Origin of the sequence: Pseudoalteromonas sp. NZS11_1 (assembly GCF_015864275.1) — a bacterium.
GTDB classification, from domain to species: Bacteria; Pseudomonadota; Gammaproteobacteria; order Enterobacterales; family Alteromonadaceae; genus Pseudoalteromonas; species Pseudoalteromonas arctica.
Map to the genome: position 1 here is coordinate 1 of NZ_JADYXK010000014.1, position 24,690 is coordinate 24,690.

Consider the following 24,690-nt stretch of genomic DNA (forward strand, 5'->3'; position numbering starts at 1 on the left):
GAGTCTAAAAATTCAGTTGTCCTAGTGACACATTTATGTGTCCCCATCGTCTAGAGGCCTAGGACACCGCCCTTTCACGGCGGTAACAGGGGTTCGAATCCCCTTGGGGACGCCACTTACTTATTTTTTTATAGGGAAGTGTAGTGTTATTAAGATAAAATCCAAAAATCCAAAAATCCAAAAATCCAAAAATCCAAAAATCCAAAAATCCAAAAATCCAAAAATCCAAAAATCCAAAAATCCAAAAATCCAAAAATATTCAGTACTTATAAAGATTCGATTTGGTAGCATAAATTTAAACATCCAACTTTATTAGGAGGATTTATGGCAAGTGGATGGGCACGAGACGGTGCAATTCAAGATCAAATTGATGCGAGTGTTAACGATGCTGTACAGTATGCAAGAAGCAATTTAATATCTGGCGCAAGTGCAGAGCTATGTGATGAGTGCGACGAGAAAATCCCACAAGCACGAAGGCTTGCGTTACCAGGAGTGCGTTATTGTGTTGCATGCCAAGCTGCAATAGAAGGTAATGGTGCTAGCGCAAAATCATTCAATAGACGTGGTAGTAAAGATAGTCAGTTGCGTTAAAAAGGTGCTAAAAAGCACCTTTTATTTAATACTAATCTACACAAGTATCTGAACAATTCATAAAATTTGTTACACCCTCAATTAGGCCCTACATGGCTAAGTAAATTGTTATCACTTGAATTTGTTAGTGAGTAATTTAAAAGTTACTCATGTCTTCTTTTTTCTGAATTAGCTCTATTGAGTAACCATCAGGGTCTTTTACAAAAGCAATTTCAGTGGTACCGCCTTTTACAGGTCCTGGTTCACGGCTAACATTGCCACCGGCTGCCTTAATATCAGCACAGGCTTTGTAAATATCTTCAAATTCAATAGCTATATGTCCATAAGCATTACCCAGGTCGTAGCTATCTTCATCCCAGTTATATGTCAATTCGAGGACCGTCGTGTCCTTTTCATTTCCATACCCAATAAAAGCTAATGTATACCGATACTCGTCATTGTCGGCTCTGCGTAATTCTTTCATACCCAAGACTTCAGTATAAAAAGCAATTGATTTGTCTAAATTAGCTACACGCAGCATAGTATGTAATAAACGCATTATTCAGTTCCTTTAGTGATTTTTTCAAAGTTCAGTAGATTTTCAACTAAGCACTATTATTAAGCACATTTTGTGGTTTTATGTGTATTAGCCATATATGTAGGCGTTACTTATAGATCACAACCTCAATAAGATAGAGATTTGGAAGCTGTTCATGTATGGCCTTTATGATTTACCAATAACATCAATTGTAAATTGCCAATTAATGAACCGTTTTATTGAATTTTGCATATTTAAATAAAGAACACTTAATTATTGGTCAACCTATTAGTATAAAAAAGTTACTGATTGTTCAACAAAAATTAACCTAAGTTTGACTGGGTCAGTTCTGTCTAACTTATTGTTTTTATTTTGTATTAAATTTTTTTGTATGTAATTTGTAAAAATGCGGGGTTTACTTGGTTAACTTATTGGTTGACAAAAAAGGCGTATGGTAATACAGTTTTTGCATACCAATTGGTAAGTTGCTTGGTTTGAGTGAATACAATGTATTGGTAATTAATCAGAGTTACGTTTTGCACAGGTTAATTTATAAATAACTCAAGCTTAAAGTTACTCTACAAATTGAAACAAAGACACAGCGTATTTTAAAGTAGATTTTACTTGTTCTTATAAAAGTATGCGCCACATATTTAGGAGTTATTCATGTCAAAACCAGTCATCGGTTTCATCGGCTTAGGCTTAATGGGCGGCAACATGGCCGAAAATTTACAAAACAAAGGCTATGAGCTAATTGTTATGGACCTTAGCAAAGATGCGGTTGCAGCATGTGTCGCTAGAGGCGCAAAAACAGCAAGCACTGCTAAAGAGCTAGCTGAAGGTTCAGATATTGTTATGTTTTGTCTTACAACTTCTGCCGTTGTAGAAAAAATCATTTATGCAGAAGACGGTATCCTAGCGGGTATTAAAGAAGGTGCAGTACTAGTTGATTTTGGTACTTCTATTCCATCATCTACTAAAAAAATTGGTGCTGATTTAGCAGCTAAAGGCGCAGGCATGATTGATGCTCCTCTTGGTCGTACACCAGCACATGCTAAAGACGGCCTTTTAAACATCATGGCTGCAGGCGATATTGATACATTCAATAAAGTTAAACCAGTACTAGAAGATCAAGGTGAAAACGTTTTCCATCTTGGCGAGCTAGGTGCAGGTCATACAACTAAGCTTATCAACAACTTCATGGGCATGACTACAGTATGTGCTATGTCACAAGCATTTGCAGTTGCAGAGCTTGCTGGTGTTGACCGTCAACAACTTTTTGACATCATGTCGACTGGTCCATCTAACTCACCGTTTATGCAATTTTGTAAAAACTATGCAGTTGATAATGTTAGCGACCTTGGTTTCTCGATTGCTAATGCAAACAAAGATTTAGGCTACTTCCTACAAATGGTAGAAGACCTAGGTACTGAATCAAAAATCGCTGAAGGTTCATCAGCTAACCTACAAGCAGCGTTTGACGCTGGTATGGGTCAAGGTAACGTTCCTGAAATTTTTGATTACTTCAAAAAGCTAGAAAAGTAATACTTCTCGACCTTATTGAGCGCTTTAAGCTTTTAGCTTAAGGCGCTTTAACACACATGACACCAATTGACTAAAGTCTTTGTGCAATGTCAGCTTTTTTAAATTCTGATGAAGCACTACTTTCAGTCACAACGAAAAAGAGTTAACTATGCGTTTGATTAACACAATAAAGCTTAGTCTAGTTCTCATCGGTTGCATATCCACACAAATAGCGGCCAAAGATTATTTTGTAGAAAGTAAACAAGCTTTTAATGATATCGCAGCTAATCTAGTTGCTGGCGACAAAGTAGTACTTAAAAATGGTACTTGGTCTGACTTCGAAATCCTACTTGAAGGCCAAGGTACAAAAAACTCTCCTATTTTATTGACCGCTGAAACTAACGGTAAAGTAATTTTATCGGGTCAATCGAACCTAAGACTTGCAGGTAAATACCTTGAAGCCTCAGGTTTAGTATTTAAAGACGGCTACACACCGAGCTCAGCTGTAATAGAGTTTCGTAAAAATAAAAATGAATTAGCCTACAATTCACGAGTTACTCAAACAGTAATCGATAATTATAGTAATCCAGACAAACGAGAGTCTGATTATTGGGTTGCATTATATGGACAACATAACCGCTTTGATCATAGTCATTTAGTTGGCAAACGAAATAAAGGTGTGACAGTTGCTGTTCGTTTAAACACTCAAGCAAGTCAGGAAAACTATCACCGCATAGACAACAACTATTTTGGCTACCGTCCAACTTTTGGTTCGAACGGTGGTGAAACCCTACGTATTGGCACCAGCCATTACTCATTAACTGATTCGCATACATTGGTAGAAAATAACTATTTTGAACGCACCAATGGTGAAGTAGAAATTGTTTCGGTTAAGTCAGGTAAAAACATCCTTCGCAATAACGTATTTTATGAAGCGCGCGGTACATTAACGCTGCGCCATGGTAACGGTAACCTTATAGAAGAAAATATTTTTATTGGTAATGGTGTTGACCACACAGGTGGTATTCGCGTTATCAATAAAGATCAAATTGTAAGAAATAACTACCTACAAGGTCTAACAGGGTATCGTTTTGGCAGTGGCTTTACTGTGATGAACGGCGTACCAAATTCATCTATAAATCGTTATCACCAAGTTGAAAATGCGACAATTGAAAACAACACATTTATAAATGTGCGTCATATTCAACTTGCCGCTGGTAGCGATGCTGAGCGTAGCGCTGCACCTAAAGATAGCGTAATGAAAAACAACTTAATCATAAATCAAGATGGTGAACAGCCATTTACAACATTTGATGATGTAAGCGGGCTGGTACTAAGTAACAACATTGCTGATACAAAAGTACTTTCTGAGCTAACGTACGGTGTAAAAAAAGAAAAAATCACGCTTAAAAAAGCAAGTAATGGTCTACTTTACCCAACATCTAAAAGTTTAAATGTAGGTGCAAAGCGCGATTTAAAAGTACTTAAAAAAGAAGATACCGGTGTTAGCTGGTATGCAAAAGTACCTGCTTTAGTTGATTTTGATTCTGGTAAGACACATTCTGTTAAAGCTGATGTAAGTGCATTACTAGACGCTATTGATAATGCAGAGTCGGGTGATGTTCTAGAACTAGCGCCTGGCCAGTATGATGTTTCTAAACTGGTTAAAATTGATAAAACGTTGACAATTAAAGCAAAGCAGAACACAAAGTCTAAACTTACTTTTCAACGCTCTACCTTGTTTGAAATACATGATGGCGGCAGCTTAAAACTAGATGGTTTATCTATTTCAGGTGAAAACGCGCCAGATGCAATAGGTAACAGCATTGTTCGTACGCAAAAATGGGGTATGGTTGATAATTACCGCTTTGTAATGACCAACTCAGAGTTAAATGCTTTAGATATTAATCATTCATTCCATTTCTTTATCACTGGTAAAGGTGCAATGGCTGACGAAATTATTGTTACAGGTAATACCTTTAATACAGTAACAGGTGACATTTTACGTCTAAATACTGAAATTGAAGACTTAGGTGTTTATAACGCGGAATACGTTATTGTAAATAATAATACATTTAATGATGTGCAAGGTGGTGTACTTAAGCTTTACCGTGGTGGTACTGATGAAAGTACATTTGGCCCTCATTTTGAAATGACAAATAACACGCTTAATAACGTTGGCCTTGGTAAGCGTAACAAAGAGCAAGCGAGCATTTATGTTCACGGTGTTCAGGTTACTAATATCAAAGATAATAAATTTGTTAAATCTGCTCCTATTGTTGTAGAGCACACAGTAGGCGAGCCTAAAACTGAAATCTCAGATAATACATTTGATGTAACTAAAGCACCAAGTGTTAAAGAACTAAGAGTTAAAGGCCCACATACAGCAGTATTAAAAAATAACAACATTTTAAATAAGGCAGGGTAAATACTATGTACTTATTAAAATGCCAAACAGGTTTTAAAATAGCGGCTGTAGCAGCACTTACATTACTTACATCATTGGGTGCGCATGCAGCGCACCCAAACTTAGTAATTACTACTGATGACGTAAGTCATATGCGTCAAGCAATAGGCAGCGAAGGTAAATTTTCTACTGCGTTTGAGCTATTAAAAGCGCAAGTAGACGAACAAATAGCTCAACCAATTGCGGTACCTGTACCAAAAGATGGTGGTGGTGGTTATACACATGAACGCCACAAAAAAAATTATCAGCTTATGTATAACGCAGGCATCATTTATCAACTAAGCCAAGATGATAAATATGCAAATTACGTGCGTGATATGTTGCTTGAGTATGCAAAATTATACCCAACGCTTGGTCTGCATCCAAAACGTAAAATGGACTCGCAAAATCCAGGTAAGTTTTTTTGGCAAAGCCTAAATGAAGCAATGTGGCTTGTGTACACAATACAAGCTTATGATCTAATTCATGACTCGTTAAATGCCGATAACATTAAAACAATCGAGGATGACTTACTACGTCCTGTTTCGTTGTTCACATCAGTAGGCCAACCCTCTACATTTAATAAAGTACATAACCATGGAACATGGGCAACAGCGGGTGTTGGCATGGCTGGGTATGTATTAGGTGAACCTGAGTGGGTAGAAAAATCATTATACGATTTAGAAAAGTCGGGTAAAGGTGGCTTTATTAAGCAGCTAGAAATGCTGTTTTCACCACAAGGTTACTATAACGAAGGTCCTTACTATCAACGCTTTGCACTATTACCCTTTGTAACGTTTGCTAAAGCGATTGAAAACAACGAACCACAACGAAAAATCTTCGAATATCGCGATGGCATATTATTAAAAGCGATTGATACGACGATTCAACTTAGCTACAACGGTTTGTTTTTCCCAATTAACGATGCAATAAAAAGTAAAGGTATCGATACCATTGAGTTAGTTAATGGTGTAACGGCAGCATATGGCTTAACCAACGATGCGGGTTATTTAGATATTGCTAAGCAACAAGACCAAATAATTCTCTCTGGTGATGGACTAAAAGTAGCTCAAGCACTTGATAACAACATGGCAAAACCTTATTCGTTTAAATCTGTTGCCTTCGGCGATGGTAATGACGGTAAACAAGGTGCTCTAGTTGTAATGAGAACGCAGGTAGGTGGCGATCAAGCTCTACTATTTAAACCTGCTGCACAAGGCTTAGGTCACGGTCATTTTGATAAACTAACATGGCAGTTTTACGACCACGGTAATGAAATTGTATCTGATTATGGCGCAGCACGTTTTTTAAATGTAGAAGCTAAATACGGCGGTCGTTATTTACCTGAAAACGAAACTTACGCTAAACACACTGTTGCGCACAATACGGTAGTGGTTGACGAAACAACGCATTTTAATGCAAATGTTGAAGTAGGAAATAGTAATTACCCTACACTTAACTTTTTCGAAACGAATGAATACGGCACGGTTTCAAGCGGCGAAATAAGCACAGCTTATAAAGGCGTTGATCTTGAACGTACGCTTGCACTTATTAACTTACCTGAACTACAAAGCACAGTTGCACTTGATATATTTGATGTTGCTGCAAATAAAGCACATCAGCTTGATTTGCCTTTGCATTATAAAGGTCAGCTTATAGATACCAGCTTTGAGCTAAAAGCGAATGCAACACAACTGTCTGCATTAGGTACTAAAAATGGCTACCAGCATCTATGGCTTAAAGCTCAAGCGCAACCTCAAAGTGGTTTAGCTAAAGTAACGTGGTTAAACGAAAATGGTCGCTTTTATACGCAAACGAGTTTGGTTAAAGGTGATGAGTCTTTCTTGTTTACTCAAATAGGCGCAAACGACCCTGATTTTAACTTACGCAACGAAAACGGTTTTATTCGTCGTGTTGAGGGTCAAAAGCATCATAAATTTATATCTGTATTAGAGCCTCACGGTGAATACAATCCAAGTAAAGAATATACGTTAGAAGCTGTTAGTAGAGTTACAAAGCTTGAATATAGTCAGCAGGGCGATTTAACACTTGTTGAACTTGATATTAAAGGCAAGTCATATTTAGTGGCTATTAATAAAGCACCAACCTCAGCTAAAAATACATTCAATTATCAAAATAAAGAGTTCACTTTAAATGGCCGATTAGGCGTTTATATGATGAACAATAATCAGGAGTAAATAGGATGCAAAAGCAAAGCGCAAACTTTTCATTTGGCAACGAGACCGAAATTGAAGATTTAGGAAATGGTCTAAAACGTCAAATGCTAGGTTATAACGAAGAGCTAATGGCTGTTAAAATTTGGTTTGAGAAAGGGGCTATTGGTTATAACCATGCTCACAGACATTCTCAAGTAACGTATGTTGTTGAAGGTGAGTTCCACTTTAACATTGATGGCGTAACTAAAATCTTAAAACCGGGTGATAGCTGCTTAATCCCACCATTTGCAGATCATGGAGCTACCTGCCCAACAGGCGGAATCCTGATTGATACTTTTAGCCCAGCGCGTGAAGACTTTCTTGAGGATTAATTATGCAACTTAAAGGCTTACGTTGGTGGGTTATAGCGCTAATTGCGCTAGCTACCATTATTAACTATATCGACCGTCAAGCACTTAGTGTGCTTTGGCCGGACATTGTTGAAGATTTATTTCCTGATGAATCAGCGCTAGAACGCAAACAAATATACGCTAATATTTCAATTGTGTTTGTATTCGCTTATGCATTTGGTCAAGCCATATTTGGTAAAATATTTGACTGGGTAGGCACACGCTTCGGTTTTGTTTTATCGATAGGTGTTTGGTCTATTGCAACCGTTGCACATGCATTTGCACAAGGTGTACTTAGCCTTAGTATTTTTCGCGCAATCTTAGGTGTAGCAGAAGCCGGTAACTGGCCGGGCGCAGCTAAAGGTAATGCTGAATGGTTTCCTACTAAAGAGCGCGCCTTAGCACAGGGTATTTTTAACTCTGGCGCTGCTATTGGCGGTATTATTGCTATTCCTTTAATTGCTTATTTAACTATCTACTTTAGCTGGCAAATGGTGTTTGTTTTTGTGGGCGTATTAGGTTTTCTTTGGTTAGTGCCTTGGTTAATTTTGGTTAAAGCGCCGCCTAGCTCTCATCCTTGGCTTACTGCCGAAGAGCGTGAATATATCTTAACAGGTCAAAGACGTGTTGATGATAATGGCGATGTAACAGGCGAAGACGAAGAAGAATATAACCCTTCAACTGCTGAGTTACTTTCTCGTAAGCAAAGCTGGGGTGTAATTATTGCCTCTGCTGCGATTGACCCTATTTGGTGGTTATTTGTTTTTTGGATACCTATTTACCTAAACGAAGTATACGGCATGGATGTTAAGTCTATTGGTATATATGGTTGGGTACCTTATGTTGGCGCTATGTTTGGTGCTTGGTTTGGTGGCTTATTAGCTCAAAACCGACTCAAAGCCGGTTGGAATACAGATAAAACACGTAAGCTAACTATAACGCTGGGCTGTTTAATTATGTTACCTGCGTTACTTGCAATGGCAAATCCAGGCGGACCAACGACAGCGGTACTAATTATGGCTGTTATATTATTTGGTTTTCAAACTGCAATTGGTAACGTGCAAACACTACCAAGTGATTTGTTAGGCAAAAAAGCTGTAGGTACATTATCAGGTTTCTCTGGTATGGCGGCAAAACTTGGTGCTGTAGGCCTTACATCGCTTGTGCCTATTCTTACTGCTGATGGTAACTATACGCCAGCATTTGTTATTGGTGCTTCTTTAGCCATTATAGCAATGGCAGCTGTTTGGATTTTAATTCCAAAAATAGAACCTCTTAAAAAGCCTCAATAATCTAGATAATAACTGCTATGCCAACATGTTTTGTATAAGCGCATAGCAGTTAACTACATAGGGTAACTTCCAAGATGAAAAATATTTACTTTATCGGTGAATGCATGGTCGAGCTTAGAGCTATGAGCGCAGCCACACTACACCAATCATTTGCAGGCGATGTTTATAATTCTGCAGTGTATTTAAAACGTTGCTTCCCGCAGGTTACTACTTCGGTTGTTACGGCTTTAGGTCAAGATAATTTAAGTAAAAAAATGCTAGAACGCTTTGAAAGTGAACAAATAAATACACAACTCGTATTTGCTCACGATACCAAAGTACCTGGCATGTATTACATAGAAACCGATGAGCATGGTGAGCGTAGCTTTATTTATTGGCGTAATGATTCTGCAGCTAAAAAGGTTGTTGATTTTTTAGATGCTGATGCACTCGAGCAGCTTAGCCAAGGTGATATGTTTTTCTTTTCAGGAATTTCATTAGCAATAATTGAAGAAAGTGCACGTGAGCATTTTTGGAAAGTTGTAAAGCAGCTCAAAGATGCTGGGGTTAAAATAGTTTTTGATCCTAACTACAGAGCGCGTTTGTGGAATAGTGTAGAGGAAACTAAAGAGCAATATCATTTAGCCTTTACGCTTGCAGATATTACCCTACCTGGCGTTGAAGATTTAACAACACTTTATGACGTTCATAGCGTAGAAGCGGTTGTTGAATATTTAAAACCTTACCAAATTGAAGAAATTGTTGTTAAAAATGGCCCTGAATCGGTAGTGACAAAAGAGGGCGATACCCTTCAAAGCCACACCATAATACCGGTAACAAATGTTGTAGATACTACATCCGCAGGCGATGCCTTTAACGGTGTTTATTTAGGTGCTCGTTTATCTGATAAACCAATTTCAAGTGCTGTACAACTTGCTGCAAAAGCAGCAGGTGCTGTTATACAACAGCCTGGCGCTATTGCTCCAAAAGATATATTTCAGCTGGCAATGGTTGAAGCTGGTATCTGATACCAATTTTATTAAAAACATGATCACCTTAGCGTATTAAATAACTCACTAACTACGTTAAAAATTATTTATATAGAACAACTATGTATCATAATTTTAGCCTTGTTATTGAGCTATTTTCTTGTCGCTATAATAGCTCATTAATTTAATGCAATTGGTATAACAAAATAATTAAACATTAAAGGCCGCCATACCTCGGCCGCATTACTTTTTATAAAGGAACAACGTTATGACTCGCTTTTCTGAACTTATGTCAGGACAAACACTGCTACCTATAATTCAAGCTGATACGCCAGAGCAAGGTGTTCAAATAGCGAAAGCTATGGCTAACGCTGGCCTTACTTTAGTTGAAGTAGTACTAAGAACAGAGGCTTCTTTAGAAGCATTAAAAGCTATTAAGGCACAAGTGCCAGAGCTAAAAGTCGGTGCGGGTACAGTCATAAATACTGACATTTTAGAGCAAGCACTTGAAGCGGGTTCTGACTTTATTGTAACGCCAGCGGTGTCTCCTGCGCTACTTACTGCTCTTGCTAAATGTAATGTGCCGGTACTTCCTGGTGTATCAAACACAGGTGATATTTTAATGGCACTTGAATATGGCTTTGAAGAGCAAAAATTATTCCCGGCTTCGCTTGCCGGAGGAGCACCTTTTGTATCAGCTGTGTCGTCAGTATTTAGAGCAGTCAGCTTTTGCCCTACAGGCGGCGTTAGCGAAAGTAACAAAATGGACTATCTTTCTTTAAATAATGTATTCGCCGTTGGCGGTACTTGGATAGCGAAAAAAGAGTGGGTTGAACAAGAAAATTGGCAAGCAATTACTGATTCTTGTATCCAGGCTTTAAAATAGAAAGGATTTCATAAATGAATTATTTAGCCCCAACAATACTGCCAGGCGTAATCGTTGGCGATGAAGTAAGTGCTGTGTATGAACATGCGCGTACTAATCAATATGCGTTGCCAGCGGTAAATGTTGTTAGTACAACATCTATAAATGCGACGCTAGAAGCTGCTAAAAAGAAAAACTCGCCCGTTATTATTCAGCTTTCTAATGGTGGAGCTCAATTTTTTTGTGGTAAAAGCTTATCTTTACCAGAGCAACAATCAGCAGTGCTTGGGGCGGTAAGTGCTGCAAGATATGTACATTCAGTGGCAGCACATTATGAAGTAGCAGTGATGCTTCATACTGATCACGCAGCTAAAAAGCTACTACCTTGGATTGATGGTTTGCTTGATGAAGGTGAAAGACACTTTGAACTGACTGGCAAACCACTGTTTAGCTCGCATATGATTGATTTGTCAGAAGAGTCTTTAGAAGAAAATATCGAAATTTGTGAACGTTACTTAACGCGTATGGCAAAAATAGGTATGACGCTTGAAATTGAGCTTGGCTGCACGGGCGGCGAAGAAGACGGTGTTGATAACTCACACCTAGACAGCTCTTCTTTATACACTCAGCCTGAAGATGTTGCATTTGCTTACGAACGTTTAAGTCGTATTAGCCCTAACTTTATAATTGCAGCGTCTTTTGGCAATGTTCACGGTGTATATAAGCCAGGAAACGTTGTTCTTACACCAACTATTTTAAAAGATTCACAAGCTTACGTATCAGAAAAATTTAATCTACCAAGCAACTCAATTAACTTTGTGTTTCATGGTGGTAGTGGTTCTGAGTACGATAAAATTGCAGAGTCTTTAACCTATGGTGTAGTTAAAATGAATATTGATACCGATACGCAGTGGGCGTGTTGGACAGGTATTTTAGACTACTACAAAGATAACCAAGCATACCTACAAGAGCAAATTGGTAACCCTGATGGGGATGATAAGCCAAACAAAAAATACTATGACCCTCGCGTATGGTTGCGTCATTCAGAGCAAAGTATGGTTGCAAGACTAGAGCAATGCTTTGACGATCTAAATTGTGTAAATAGGTATAGCGCATGAAAAGACTAAATACAGTATTAAAAGAAGACGGTGTAGATACCGATCTTATTTTACTTATTCGCACAATTTTAGCGACCAGTAAAGAAATTGCTTTTCGAGTAAGCCAAGGTGAATTAGCCGGTGTTTTAGGTTCAACATTGAATGAAAACATCCAAGGTGAAGTTCAAAAAAAGCTAGATGTAATCGCAAACCAACTACTTAAAGACATACTACTTGACGACAGCAGCGTTCGATCAGTTGCATCAGAGGAAGAAGATCATGCGGTAGGTGGCCACCCTGAAGGTAAGTTTATTGTTGCTTTTGACCCACTAGATGGCTCTTCTAATATTGATGTTAATGGGCAAATAGGCACTATATTTACTATTTACTTAGCCCGTGATGATGTTGCCTTCGACAGCGACGAGCAATTTAGTCAGCCTGGTGTAAATCAAGTATGTGCAGGCTATGTGTTATACGGCCCTTCATCATTACTTGTAATGAGTACTGGCGGTCCAACGCGTTGTTATACATTAGACTCAACGCATGGCGGTTATCTACTGACAAATAAGCAGTTAAGTGTGCCAGAGCAGAGTCGTGAATTTGCCGTTAATATGGCTAACTACCGTTATTGGGACGAACCGACACAAGTGTATTTTGATAAATTGCTTTACACCTGTGAAAGCTTTGAAAAAAGCTCAATGCGTTGGAATGCAGCGATGGTAGGCGACGTTCATCGTATATTATGCCGAGGCGGGTTATTTTTGTATCCGCAAGATAAACGCAGTGGTAACGATAACGGAAAAATAAGACTGCTTTATGAAGCAAACCCGTTGGCACTTTTAGTTGAAAACGCAGGTGGTAAAGCAACCTCTAGAGGAACGCGTATTTTAGATATTGCGCCAACTAGCTTGCATCAACGTGTGCCTGTTGCTTTGGGCTCAAATGAGCCTGTAGAGTTTTATAATAACGCTATTTTATAAAACAGTACTTAATAAAAAAGGGGCAAAAAATAGCCCCTTTCTTTACCCTTATTTTTATTCTCTTTGTAAATAACCCTTTCTATACAAACTCACTTCATTTCTTAATTTTCTTATAGTCTTCAAATAAGAATACTTCATATATATTAAATAAATCTTATTTACTTAACACCATGTAAAACTAATTTTTTACTCTAAGGTTATGTATTTTCGCAGTAATTGTGCACGATTGAATTCAATTTTTGACCTGGGATAACAGTGCAGGGTTAACTTTATGTTTATTTATTGTTATTTAATTAGGTGGGTATAGTGGAAAAAGTTATTTTATTATGGTTATATTACCAAGTTGGTTAACAATTTATTTGCAATTTAAATGAATTTGGTAATAAACGCATGATTTATTTGGTAACACACACAATAGATAACCAAATATTAAAACCATAAATTTGGAGAATAGAGCCACCATGAAATTAAAACATTTTGCGCTATGCGCTATTGCAGCTGCAATAGTTGGTTGTGACACAAACTCAAACAACAATGACAACAACTTGGGCTCTATTGCTCTTAGTGGAACTGTTACAAGCGGACAAACATTAACAGCTGAAGTTAGTGACCCTGATGGTATCTCAGGTGACGTGACTTACTATTGGTATGCAGATGGTGAGGCAATTACAGGTGCAAATAGCGCTTCGTTTACACTGACTGACGATCAGATAGGGTTACCAATTACAGTTCAAGGGCTTTATACCGATGATGGCGGTATTAATGAATCGCATATTACAGATCCAACCGCAGATGTTGCCGCAATCGCATTCCCTGCAAGTTTAACTATTACGGGTGACGCTCTAGTTGGATCGCAACTAACAGCCAATGTAGCTGACGAAAATGGCTTTGATGGCGATACAGTAACTTATAAATGGTTTGCTGATGACGTAGAGATTGCAGATGAAGCACTTTCAACGCTTACGTTAACAGACGCACAGTTTGGTACAGTTATAACAGTTAGTGCATCTTTTGAAGATAGCCGTGGGTTTAACGAGTCTGTGACTTCAACGGGTACAGAGGTTGTAGCACGAACAAACTCAGAAGGCGAAGTTACAATTAGTGGCACGCCAACCGTTGGTAATATATTAACAGCAGAAGTTGCTGATACCGACGGGGCAACAGGAGATATTACTTACCAATGGCTTGCTGACGCACAAGAGATAGATGGCGCAATACAAAGCACCTTTACAGTTGATGCATCACTTTTAGGTCAAAAGATAAGTGTTCAAGTTGCTTACACAGATGATAATGGATTTATCGAGGATAATACATCAGAGGAAACAATTGTTGTTTCTGCTGTTGCGGTTGACGAAGCCGGTAGCGTCGCCATTATGGGCGTAGCGCCTTATTTGACAAGTGGCGAGTTAACAGCAGAGATAACTGATAACAACGGTGTTGAAGAGGCAAACGTTACTTATACTTGGTCTGCTGATGGCGTTGAAGTAGCCGACAGTAATAGTAAAACATTTACACCTTCTGCTTACGCTGGCTCAATAATGTCGGTAAAAGCTACGTATACAGATAACGATGGTTTTGCGAGTGAGGTTACAAACTCACTTGATACATTAGTTTACACACAATTAGTTAGTAACCCTGAAGCACTCCTTGGTGCTTTAAGCGGCGGTTTAGCTGATGGTGATGTTATTGGCTTAAACACCGGTGTTTATGCTGATATGGACGCAGTTTTATTAACCAGTGCAGTAACGCTTCGCGCTGTAGAAGGTCAAACTCCTGTACTTAGCGGTGAAGTATGTGTGCATGTAGCTGCTGGAGTAGATGGCGCTGGATTAACAGGGCTTACCTTTAAGAATATAGATACTAAAGCGGGTGCATTTTGTGAAACCGAAGAAGGTGCTGTTATTTACTCAGAAGGGGATAACTTTACTTTTTCGCAAAACACGATGGATGGAGAGGAAGCTACACTCAATAACTCTGAATACCATTGGCTGATGATAAAAGGTCAAAGCGCATTGGTTGAGCGAAATACATTCTCTAATCGAAATGTAGCAGAAAAAGGGTCTGTGATAAAAATATCATCATCAAGCTCTGATCACGTTATTCAATATAATTTATTTAGTGACAGTGATAATCCAAACTTTGGTCAATCAAGTTTATATTTGATCAATGCGGGTAGCACAACGGGTAGCGGTGCAGCTGATAACGCAAACTTTACTATTCAGTATAACCGCGTAGAAAACTTTGTAACAGGTCGTCGTTTAATGCGTGTACAAACTTCTGGTGCAACCATCAAAGGCAATACAATCGTAAATCCTAATGGTGGTATTTCATTAGAAGATGGTGGATTTAATAGTGTTACAGACAACATTATTATTCGTACCACAGATATTGAAAGCTCAAGCGATAGACCTGCAGGCGTGATGATTACACCACTTGGTCACACCGTGAGTAACAACTACATTGCAGGTATTCGTTCTGGTAATAAAGAAGCGGGCGGTATTGTATTTACGGCAAATCCATTTTCGCAAGCTGACGGCGGTGTGCCAAACTCGGGTAACCAAGCTGTACTTGATGCGGCTGGCGACTTTACACTAAATGTAACAAATAATACAGTTTTGAATTCACAGCAACCTATTGTATTTAGTACAGAAATAGGCTCTAAAGCACCAACAAGTGATTGTGATGAGTTAACCGCAGCGAATGCGCCGGTACTATACGGCCTAACCAAAAATGCGTTTGTTATAAACTTTAATGGAAATTTAATTGCAAACGGTTTAGGCGATCAAACAGACGCAGATACAATAAACAGCAGTGCTACAACTCAAGGCCTATTTTACCCAAATACACTTGATAGTGACCATGCTTTTGAATATGACTGTGACTTAATTAATCATGATAGCTCGCTGCTAAGTAACAACTTTGGTTATATGGATAGTCGAGTATCAGGCGATGCAAGCGGTGACTGGGTTGAAATTAGAAAACTAAATGGTAATGGCGCATTCGATACTGATGGTGCAATTGACCAAGACCCAGCAACTAACGGTAAAGAATTGCTTGAGTACGTTACAGCAGCAAGTACGTTATTAGAAACTGACCCTGCAGGCCTTCAGGCAGAGGCAGGTGCTAAAGGTCTTCATTATATTCAATCATCTGAAGTAGGTGTTGGATCTACATGGAAAATACAAAACGATTAAGTAACCAATTAATCAGTTAACTTTTAAAAGCCCCAAATTTGGGGCTTTTTTATTATTTATTAATAATCACCACACTTTTCTCAACCTACATTACCCATTTATAAACTAGTTTAGAGCGGTTTATATTCTAGTAAAAAACCTGCCTGACCTACTGGTAATGCCGCTAAGTTAAAATTGGTATACCTTATGGTAATATTAAAACGTCAAATTGGTTGATCATCGTGCTGCCTTTAAGTATATTAACGTCAAAGGTCACATAAAATATACATCAGCATAACAAGCTAACACACTAAAATCACACAACAACAACCAGCGGAGAATTCAAATGTCGTTGAAGTCACGAGATAACAATAATTCTACAACAGGGCAGTTTGCAATGCGCCCAGTTGCAAAATGGGTAAGAACAGCGGTCATCGCAGGTATGGCAAGTTCTTGCGTATTTACAGCAAGCGCACAGGAAGATCAGGGAAAAGCGACAGAAGTTGAAGAAGACGTTGAAATAATTAGTGTTACAGGTACACGTAGAACGATTCAAGACCAAATAGCAATTAAACGTGAAGCAACAACGGTAGTTGATGGCCTGTCATCTGAAGATATTGGTGATTTACCAGCACTGTCTATCGGTGAAGCACTGGAATCAATTACAGGTGCTGCATCTCACCGTGAAAACGGTGGTGCAACAGAAATCACTATTCGTGGTCTTGGTCCATTTTTAAGTGCAACGCATATCAATGGTCGTGAAGCGACTAATGGTAGTGGTGACCGCTCAGTTAACTTTTCGCAGTTTCCGTCTGAACTTGTAAAAAAAGTAGCAATTTATAAAACGCAAGATGCGTCAATGATTGAAGGTGGTGTTGCAGGTGTTATTGCACTTGAAACTATAACTCCACTTGATTTTGGCAAGCAACGTGTATCAGCTGAAGTTAAATTAAACTACAACCCTGATGAAGGTAATGTAGATAACTCACTTCAAAGTGACGCGGGTTACCGTGGCACGTTTAGTTATGTAGACCAGTTTGAATTTGATAACGGCCAAGCTGTTGGTGTGTCTTTTGGTGTACAGCGCCAAGATATCAGCCAACCAGAAGCTGAATACAGAAGCTCTAGCCCATCAGGTTCTTCATTGTGGGCGTGTTTAAACGATCCTAATAATACCAATGAAGGTTTTTATCGTAGCAGCGCAGGCGACTGTGAAGACCAAGTTAGTGGCAGTAGCAACCAAGGTTACGATACAGAAATTGATCCTGAAACAGGTAAAGCAGTAAGTGATGGTACTCCTTACGCTTGGACTGGCAGTAGCCGTAGTTACCGCCAAAACGAGACATCAGATGAACGTGATGCAATGTTTTTTGCACTGCAATACCAACCGTCAGCTGATTGGGATGTTAACTTTGATGCACAGATTTCAGATAGAACACAACAAGAAGCACGCCACGATTTAATCTTTTTACAAAAACGTGCAACACCAGGCGTAACCGGTCCAACACTTGTTACTAATGATGTAGGCGGTATTTTGCACTGGGAAGGTGAAGAGCGCATTGAATCAGCGGGTGAGCAATTTTCTCGTGAAGAAAACTACCAAGGTTACGGCATAAATATAGAACATACAGTTACCGATAGATTAACTGTTGACTTAGATTTAGCGTATTCAAAAACTGAACGTGAAGAACTTCAAATATCTAACCGTGGTAGAACATCAGGTCGTAATTTCTTTTCTTGGGATATGGGCGATGAGATCCCTCATTTCACACTGACAGACTTTGACGTAACAGATATTTCAAACTTTACAGATAGCCTAAGAACACGACTTGATCGTGAAAATGTTCGTGAAAACGAAGTTATCTCAGCGCGACTAGATTTTGACTATACCTTAGATGGCAATGTTTTCACCAGTATTCAAGGTGGTATTAGAACATCTGAAATGACCTTCCTACAGTATGGTGGTAGCCAAGGTAACGGTTCAAGAAACGAATTTACACTAGACTCTGGTACTGAAGCGCTTGACGTATTACAAGGTTGTCAAATCGATTTCCCTGAATCAGGCTTTTTATCAAGTGTATCTGATGGCGATATCGTAACAAATGTTGATAGTGACGGTAACGTTGTAGATAGCGGTACAGGTTCATCATGGGCTACATACGACAACGTATGTTTCTCACAAGCTGTAGCTGGTTCTAACGCTGATGGTGTGTTTGCTTACCCAGAAGTTGAATATGAAAATGCAGGTACAATCGATGTAACAGAAAAAACAACATCAGTGTACTTAATGGCTAACTACGATACTGAAATGTTTGGTAAATTCATTCGCGGTAACTTTGGTCTTCGTATTGTAGACACAGAAGTAACTTCGATTGGTTTTAGAAATAGCTTTGACGTAGTAACAAGCGACACCGGTGTACTTTCTCTGGTTGAATCTGATAATGGTTCATTGGATAAAATAAAAAGCGGTGGTGACTACACGAAGTATTTACCAAGTTTTAACCTAGTTATTGACTACAGTGAAGATATTTTATTCCGTGCAGGTATATACCGTGGTATGTCACGCGCAGATCCATCTGATTTAGGTTACAGCCGTACATTCCAAGAAGATACAGAAGGTACAGCAACTTCAATCAGCGATTTATTAGTGGGTGTAAATGGCTCTGGTAACCCGGACACTCAACCGCTTATGTCGTGGAACTACGATGCTGCGTTTGAATGGTACCCTAACGAAGATTCAATCTTAGCGTTAAGCTTATACTACAAACAGTTCAACGGTGGTTTTCAACAACAAACAGTAATTGAAGATTTTACTGTTGCCGGTGAAACTGTTTCATTACCAATTACTAACTCTGTTACATCAGACGATGACAGTGAAATATTAGGTCTTGAAGCTTCATTTTCTTACCGCTGGGATAATGGCATCGGTATGAAATTTGGTTACAACTATGCAGACACTGATTTTGAGTTCCAAGATAGCTTATACGGCGATACGTTTGAGACTGACGTAGATGGTAATACTACACAATTAACTGACGGTATTATTGAGTCGGCTTCAGTACCTGGTTTCTCAAAGCATGTATTTAGCAGTCAGCTGTACTACCAAATTGGTGGATTTGATACTGCTGTTATTTACAAATATCGTAGTGAGTATTTCCAACCATATACTACAAATGGTACTCGACTTCGTTATGTTGATGGCGTAGGCGTATGGGAAATGCGCGCATCATACAAAATTGATGAGCACTTTAGAGTTAAAGCAGAAGCAATTAACTTGTTCAGCGCACCTAAATCACAAGATTTCTTTGTTGAAGGAAACTTAGGTGAAGTGAATGACTACGGCCCACGCTTATTCTTAGGCTTAAGCTACAAGCTGTAATAATAGTTAAACATTAAATCTCATTAAAAAGGCGGTTTTACCGCCTTTTTTGATCCCTAAATTCTTCAATTTTATATTTTCGATAACACTAACAGACAGTACTAAAAAAAAACTTACTCCAGAATTACGCTACTTGACTAAAAACAATTAAATTGGTTAACCAATAATGCTGTTTATTAAGCACGCCCAACATCATCGGTTTCTCCTGCCTAAATTATTTCATTTTTAAAACGATAACTATTCTAACCTTTGTTATTGACAGCCCTATTTCTAATAGAATTTAAAAATCATAAATAACATCAACTTAAAACGTAAGTTTTGCTTTTAACTTGAAATTCAGTTAGGTTTTTCTATTTTGGTAATAACATATTGCATAATATTTGATCTAAATTTATTACCAAAAGGTTGACCTTTTTATGGTTGGGTGTAAATATAAAGTTAAGGGTTTGTAATAATTAAGGGTTTTTAATAAAAACAATAAAGTAGCTGGTTAAACATAGCATTTCACACACACAGGAAAAAAACTATGAGTCACAAGTTATCTAAAATTACACTGGCAGTTATATCGGCAACCGCACTTGGTATGTCTTTGTCTACACAGGCGCAAGAAGCTCCAAAAAAAGCTGCAGACGATCTTGAGGTTATTGAGGTTTCAGGCATTCGACAATCGCTTACAAATGCGCTTGCACAAAAGCGTTCAGCAGATAGCCTTGTTGAGATTATTGAGGCTGTCGATATTGGTAAGCTACCAGATCAAAACCTCGCAGAAGTACTTGAAAATGTAACGGGGATTCAAATTACCCGTGAAGCAGGGGTAGGTACGGGTGTTCAAATTCGTGGTACCAATGCTAACCGTACAGAAGTGAACGGCGTATCAACAGTTGGCTCAGGGTCTGGACGAAGTGGCATTAGTTTTGAAGATGTATCAGCTGCAATCATCTCTGGTGTAGAAGTAATTAAGTCACCAGAAGCAAAAACAATCGAAGGCTCTGTGGGCGCAACAATAAACCTTAAAACAATTCGCCCGTTACAGTTAAATGAAACTCTAGGCTCAATTAGAGTTCAAGGTGAAGATAGTAGCTTATCAACAGATGGCGTGACTCCTAGGGTATCGGGTGCTTGGGGTGATAACTGGGAGCTTGATTCGGGCGGTAAGTTTGGTGTTGTATTTAGTGGTAGTTACAGTGAGCAAGACGTAACCGCATTTCGTCCTCGCGCAGATAGAGATAATTCGGTAGCCGCTGATAGTGGTGCTGCAAGTGCACAATCGTTTGATTTTCTACCAGTTCAATTTTTAATTCAAGATTACGATAATTACGAATACGAGACAAAAAACTTCGCAGGTACATTTGAATATGCGCCAAACGATAATATGAAATTCTTTTTTGATGCAGTTGTTAATGATCAAGAGCGCCGCCAAGAAAGCTCAAGAGTACAAGCATCTGGCCTAAGTGATCTTAGAAATGTATCAATACCGAGTGAATTTAAAACAGTTAATTTTGGTTCACTTGACGGACAAAACCTGGGCAGCATACAGGCGGCCGTAAGAGGCGTGATTCCGGTTGAAGACGGTGGTGGCGATCCTAACTTACGTTTTTCTAGTGATACTAATTCACGCATCACAAAGAGCAAAATATTTAGAATAGGGGGCGAATGGCAAGGCGATAGATTATTTGCAAGTGTTGAAGCCTCAACCTCTCGTTCTGATTCAACTACACCAAGTTTTAATACAACGCTCAATTTTATAAATCCAAATGTCGCTACTAATTCGTCAAATGAAAACGGTACTCCTTTTGAGTATGATCTTACAGGTGATGCACTTACATTTGGCATTGCAACGGGGGAGGCAAACGCGCCAACAATGGCTCAATTACTCGACCCTGCAAATGTTGTTCTACGTGACGTAAACCAAGGGCAAGATGAGTCAGAAAATACAGAAGATGCGTTTCGTACAGATTTTACATATTACTTAGATGATGTAATAACGTCAGTCGATTTTGGTTATCGCTACAGCAAAACGAGCAGTATGTCGGATCAAGTTCGCTCTAACGTTGGTTTAAGAAATATGGCTGATAGCCCAACGGGTGATTTATTTGCACAATTATTAACTGCGGGCCCAGATAACTTTAACGATGGTGATGGGCGAGCACTCTATATTCGTGATTTCTTACTTATAAACCCAGAGCTTGCATCCTCTGATCCACAAGCCGTATTAGCAGCGCTTAACCAAGCGATTGAAGCTAATAATGCAATAACGGGTTCTGATCGCGGTCCAATAAGTTCACCAACGTCTCAAGTAAATGCATTTTTTGATATTGAAGAAGAAACACATGCCTTATATGCACAAGCAAATTTTGAGTACGGCATGTTTCGCGGTAACTTTGGCCTACGTTATTTAGAGACTGAAGTTACATCGCTAGGTAACTCTGTTACTCAAGATGGAAGTGGCAACGAACTGGTTACTCAGCTAACGTCAAAAGGTGATTACGATTTCTTTTTACCTCGATTCAATTTAGCCGCGAATGTAAGTGAAGATGTGATTGTTCGTTTAGGTTGGTCAAAAGATATTAGACGCCCAGATTTTGATGACCTATCTACATCTGTTACGTTTGGCACCAGCCCTAATAGTGCCGTTTCAATTGGTAATTCAGGCTTAGCGCCAGAAGAAGTAACCTCTTTCGATATATCTACAGATTGGTATTTTGCACCCGCTGCTTTGTTAAGTGTGGGGTACTTTCATAAAACACGTAGCGATTTGCACGTTACACAACAAGTTGACCCATTTGAAGACCCAAGCACAGGCTTTCGCGATACAAATGGTCCAGAGTGTGAAGGCGGCGGCATATTTAATCCAATTGCAGACATAAACGTGTTTGGCCCAGATGCTGGCGTAGGGTTATGTGTTCCTACGCAAACTACTATTAATGATTCAGGTGAAACAACACAGCAAGGTATTGAGCTTGCAGCTCAATACGACTTATCAAGTTTTGAAAAAGAGCTAGGTTGGGCATCAGGTTTTGGTGTGGTTGCTAACTATACCTATCAAGAATTTTCTGGTGGTGAATCATTTGACACTGCAACGAGTCGTGCAAATGCAGTTTTTGCATTAACAACCGGTAACCCGGATGCAGACATAAGTGCTAAGCAATCACTCATTGAACTGTCAGAAAACGCATATAATATTACATTTTACTATGAGAAATACGGTCTATCTGCTCGAGCGCGTTACACGTGGCGCGAAGGGTACCGTTCAACTGACTTTGGTAGCACCTCGAGCTTTCCATGGGGTTTCCCTGTTGTACAAGAAGACAGAGGGCAGCTTAATGCCAGCATAAGTTATGATGTGAACGATCAGCTAAATATCGGTATTGAAGCCGTTAACTTAACTGAATCAGAAGTTAGCCAGTCTTGTGTTAACGAAGGTGCTTTACTTTGTTTCCAAGGTATTACAGACCGCCGTATTACATTTGGCGCTAGCTATAGATTTTAAAAGTTATAGTTAAATCGAGTCTATAAGTGTGTGTATTTAAAGACGCTAAAAGCAAGCCATCTGGCTAATGCCGATCAGTTAAGAAAATGACCGGTTGACCGATCCAAACGATCATGCAAAATCCGTAGTTAGGAAACTAACTACGGATTTTTTTGTGAATATAGAACAAGCACTGCAAGCAACACTTGAAGAAAGCAGCCGATACCATACCTTTGAAAAATTATCAGAAATTCTTGACCCTGAAATCATTGAACAAGGTTTTCAACAAGCTGGGATTGCAACCGTTCGTAAGCGAAGGCTACCGCTTGAGGCCGTTTTGTGGTCAGTTATTGGCATGGCATTGTTTCGAAAAGAATCGGTTTGGAATATCGCTAATAAGCTAGATATCATGTTACCAGGCAAGAACCAACTCGTTGCTCCAAGTGCGATGGTACAGGCGAGACAAAGGTTAGGTGATGATTCCGTTAAACACGTTTTCAATAAATCTGCTCAATCAATGTATAAGCAACAGTCATTCGAAACATGGAATGGTTTCAATCTATTAGCTGTTGACGGTGTTGTGTGGCGAACAGCCGACACGCCGGATAATCGTAAAGCCTTCTCTTCTGGTAGCAACCAATACGGTGATACGGCCTTTCCTCAAATACGCATGGTCTGTCATATGGAATTGACCAGCCATCAACTGCTCAGTAGCGAGTTTGATAACTATAAAACCAACGAGATGAAATTAGCTGAGCGTTTAATTGAACGTACACCAGATAATTCACTGACTATGTTTGATAAAGGATATTATTCTTTAGGCCTGTTAAATCGTTGGCACCAAACTGGGAAGATGAGGCACTGGCTGATACCTGCAAGGCCCGACTTACAGTATGAAATCATCTCCAGCGCGGGTAAAAATGACCATATCATTGAATTGAAAACAACAAAGCATGCACAAAAAAACTTTCCCGATGTTCCTGAAACGATTAAAGCGAGATTAATCAGTAAAACAATAAAGGGCAAAAGCTACCGTATATTAACCTCGATGACGGATAGATTGCGTTATCCAGGTAATGAAATTGTTGAATTATATTGTCATCGTTGGGAGATAGAACTTGGGTTTAGAGAAATCAAACAAACCATGCTTGATAGCGCATACCATTTGAGAAGTAAACGTCCAGACATGGTGCGTCAGGAGCTATGGGGCGTGTTACTCGCCTATAATTTAATACGAAGAATAATGACGATGGCCGCGACAGTCACAGGGATATGGCCTAACCAGCTTAGTTTCTCTAGCAGTTCGATGGCTGTCATTCAGTATTTCTCGTCAGTATCTATAATGAGTCCAGGGAACATTCCAATACACTGGCAGCACTTACTCAGTACACTGGTCTTATTTAAGCTTCCAGCTAGACGAGAGGATAGAAGATATCCCCGATGGGTTAAGCCAAAACCATCTAAGTATCCCCATAAAAAGAAAAATGCCAGTCAGCTTAACTGACTGGCATTAAGCCATCTGGCTTGCTTTTTTTTAACTAAAACTAGTTAACATTTATAAAAATGATTTATCCCACTTTGTATTTTACTTCTCAATACTGTTACTGCGGCAATGTCTTGCGGCACTGCCACCAGTAATTATACCAACCTGCATAAATCTTTGATCAATTTAACGAATTAAATTGCACTATAACGTCGTTAAAAATTTTTTATTTAGAACAACTAGATACAAAAATTTTTGCCTAGTTCTAGCGTAATTTTCTTAACGTTAAATAGACCCCGTATATAAGCAGATTGGTATTATTATCGAGATAGTATTAAAC

General features: G+C 39.0%; 15 protein-coding genes and 1 tRNA gene. 15 read left to right on the forward strand and 1 reads right to left on the reverse strand.

Annotation, left to right across the window (positions count from 1 at the left end):
• The first annotated feature begins 39 nt into the window (after positions 1 to 39).
• Both I6F44_RS11250 and I6F44_RS11255 read left to right on the forward strand, forming a co-directional pair.
• Positions 40 to 115: transfer RNA gene (locus I6F44_RS11250), tRNA-Glu, on the forward strand.
• Between the two features lie 209 nt (positions 116 to 324).
• Entirely contained in the window at positions 325 to 591 is a 267-nt protein-coding gene (locus tag I6F44_RS11255; RefSeq protein ID WP_002962957.1) for a DksA/TraR family C4-type zinc finger protein, read from the forward strand.
• Between the two features lie 136 nt (positions 592 to 727).
• Here I6F44_RS11255 and gloA read toward each other — a convergent pair whose 3' ends face one another.
• Positions 728 to 1,129: a lactoylglutathione lyase gene (gloA, locus tag I6F44_RS11260; protein ID WP_024598720.1), complete on the reverse strand. Its 402-nt coding sequence runs from the start codon at positions 1,127 to 1,129 to the stop codon at positions 728 to 730.
• Between the two features lie 645 nt (positions 1,130 to 1,774).
• On the opposite strand from gloA, the gene I6F44_RS11265 reads away from it, so the two are divergent.
• The 13 genes from I6F44_RS11265 to I6F44_RS11325 all read left to right on the forward strand — a co-directional run bounded on the left by I6F44_RS11265 (position 1,775) and on the right by I6F44_RS11325 (position 24,371).
• A complete protein-coding gene (locus I6F44_RS11265) occupies positions 1,775 to 2,653 on the forward strand; it encodes an NAD(P)-dependent oxidoreductase (RefSeq protein WP_007585320.1) in 879 nt (292 codons plus the stop codon).
• 148 nt (positions 2,654 to 2,801) lie between these two features.
• The gene (locus I6F44_RS11270) at positions 2,802 to 5,060 is read left to right on the forward strand and encodes a polysaccharide lyase 6 family protein (protein WP_101217453.1); all 2,259 of its coding nucleotides are present in this window, start codon (positions 2,802 to 2,804) and stop codon (positions 5,058 to 5,060) included.
• Positions 5,061 to 5,065: 5 nt separating this feature from the next.
• Positions 5,066 to 7,276 carry a heparinase II/III domain-containing protein gene (locus tag I6F44_RS11275; protein ID WP_024591531.1) on the forward strand — a complete coding sequence of 737 codons (2,211 nt, stop codon included), beginning with the start codon at positions 5,066 to 5,068 and terminating at the stop codon, positions 7,274 to 7,276.
• Between the two features lie 5 nt (positions 7,277 to 7,281).
• Positions 7,282 to 7,626, forward strand: a complete 345-nt coding sequence (locus I6F44_RS11280; RefSeq protein WP_002962963.1) for a cupin domain-containing protein — start codon at positions 7,282 to 7,284, stop codon at positions 7,624 to 7,626.
• 2 nt (positions 7,627 to 7,628) lie between these two features.
• Positions 7,629 to 8,936 (forward strand): MFS transporter, encoded by a 1,308-nt coding sequence (locus tag I6F44_RS11285; protein ID WP_007585328.1) that lies wholly within the window; start codon positions 7,629 to 7,631, stop codon positions 8,934 to 8,936.
• Positions 8,937 to 9,010: 74 nt separating this feature from the next.
• A complete protein-coding gene (locus I6F44_RS11290) occupies positions 9,011 to 9,943 on the forward strand; it encodes a sugar kinase (protein ID WP_007585330.1) in 933 nt (310 codons plus the stop codon).
• A gap of 229 nt (positions 9,944 to 10,172) precedes the next feature.
• On the forward strand, positions 10,173 to 10,790 hold the full coding sequence (gene eda, locus I6F44_RS11295) for a bifunctional 4-hydroxy-2-oxoglutarate aldolase/2-dehydro-3-deoxy-phosphogluconate aldolase (RefSeq protein ID WP_007585331.1): 618 nt from the start codon (positions 10,173 to 10,175) through the stop codon (positions 10,788 to 10,790).
• A gap of 14 nt (positions 10,791 to 10,804) precedes the next feature.
• Positions 10,805 to 11,887, forward strand: a complete 1,083-nt coding sequence (gene fbaA, locus I6F44_RS11300) for a class II fructose-bisphosphate aldolase (RefSeq protein WP_101217450.1) — start codon at positions 10,805 to 10,807, stop codon at positions 11,885 to 11,887.
• Positions 11,884 to 12,846, forward strand: coding sequence for a class 1 fructose-bisphosphatase (locus I6F44_RS11305; RefSeq protein WP_010555334.1), 963 nt, complete (start codon positions 11,884 to 11,886; stop codon positions 12,844 to 12,846). Before fbaA ends, I6F44_RS11305 begins: the two co-directional genes overlap by 4 nt.
• A 461-nt stretch (positions 12,847 to 13,307) precedes the next feature.
• Positions 13,308 to 16,040, forward strand: a complete 2,733-nt coding sequence (locus tag I6F44_RS11310; RefSeq protein WP_197173788.1) for a poly(beta-D-mannuronate) lyase — start codon at positions 13,308 to 13,310, stop codon at positions 16,038 to 16,040.
• Positions 16,041 to 16,365: 325 nt separating this feature from the next.
• Positions 16,366 to 19,398: a TonB-dependent receptor gene (locus I6F44_RS11315; RefSeq protein WP_165726277.1), complete on the forward strand. Its 3,033-nt coding sequence runs from the start codon at positions 16,366 to 16,368 to the stop codon at positions 19,396 to 19,398.
• Positions 19,399 to 19,924: 526 nt separating this feature from the next.
• Positions 19,925 to 22,888 carry a TonB-dependent receptor gene (locus I6F44_RS11320; RefSeq protein ID WP_197173789.1) on the forward strand — a complete coding sequence of 988 codons (2,964 nt, stop codon included), beginning with the start codon at positions 19,925 to 19,927 and terminating at the stop codon, positions 22,886 to 22,888.
• A 154-nt stretch (positions 22,889 to 23,042) separates the two neighbouring features.
• Positions 23,043 to 24,371, forward strand: coding sequence for an IS4 family transposase (locus tag I6F44_RS11325; protein ID WP_442960265.1), 1,329 nt, complete (start codon positions 23,043 to 23,045; stop codon positions 24,369 to 24,371).
• Positions 24,372 to 24,690: the final 319 nt, after the last annotated feature.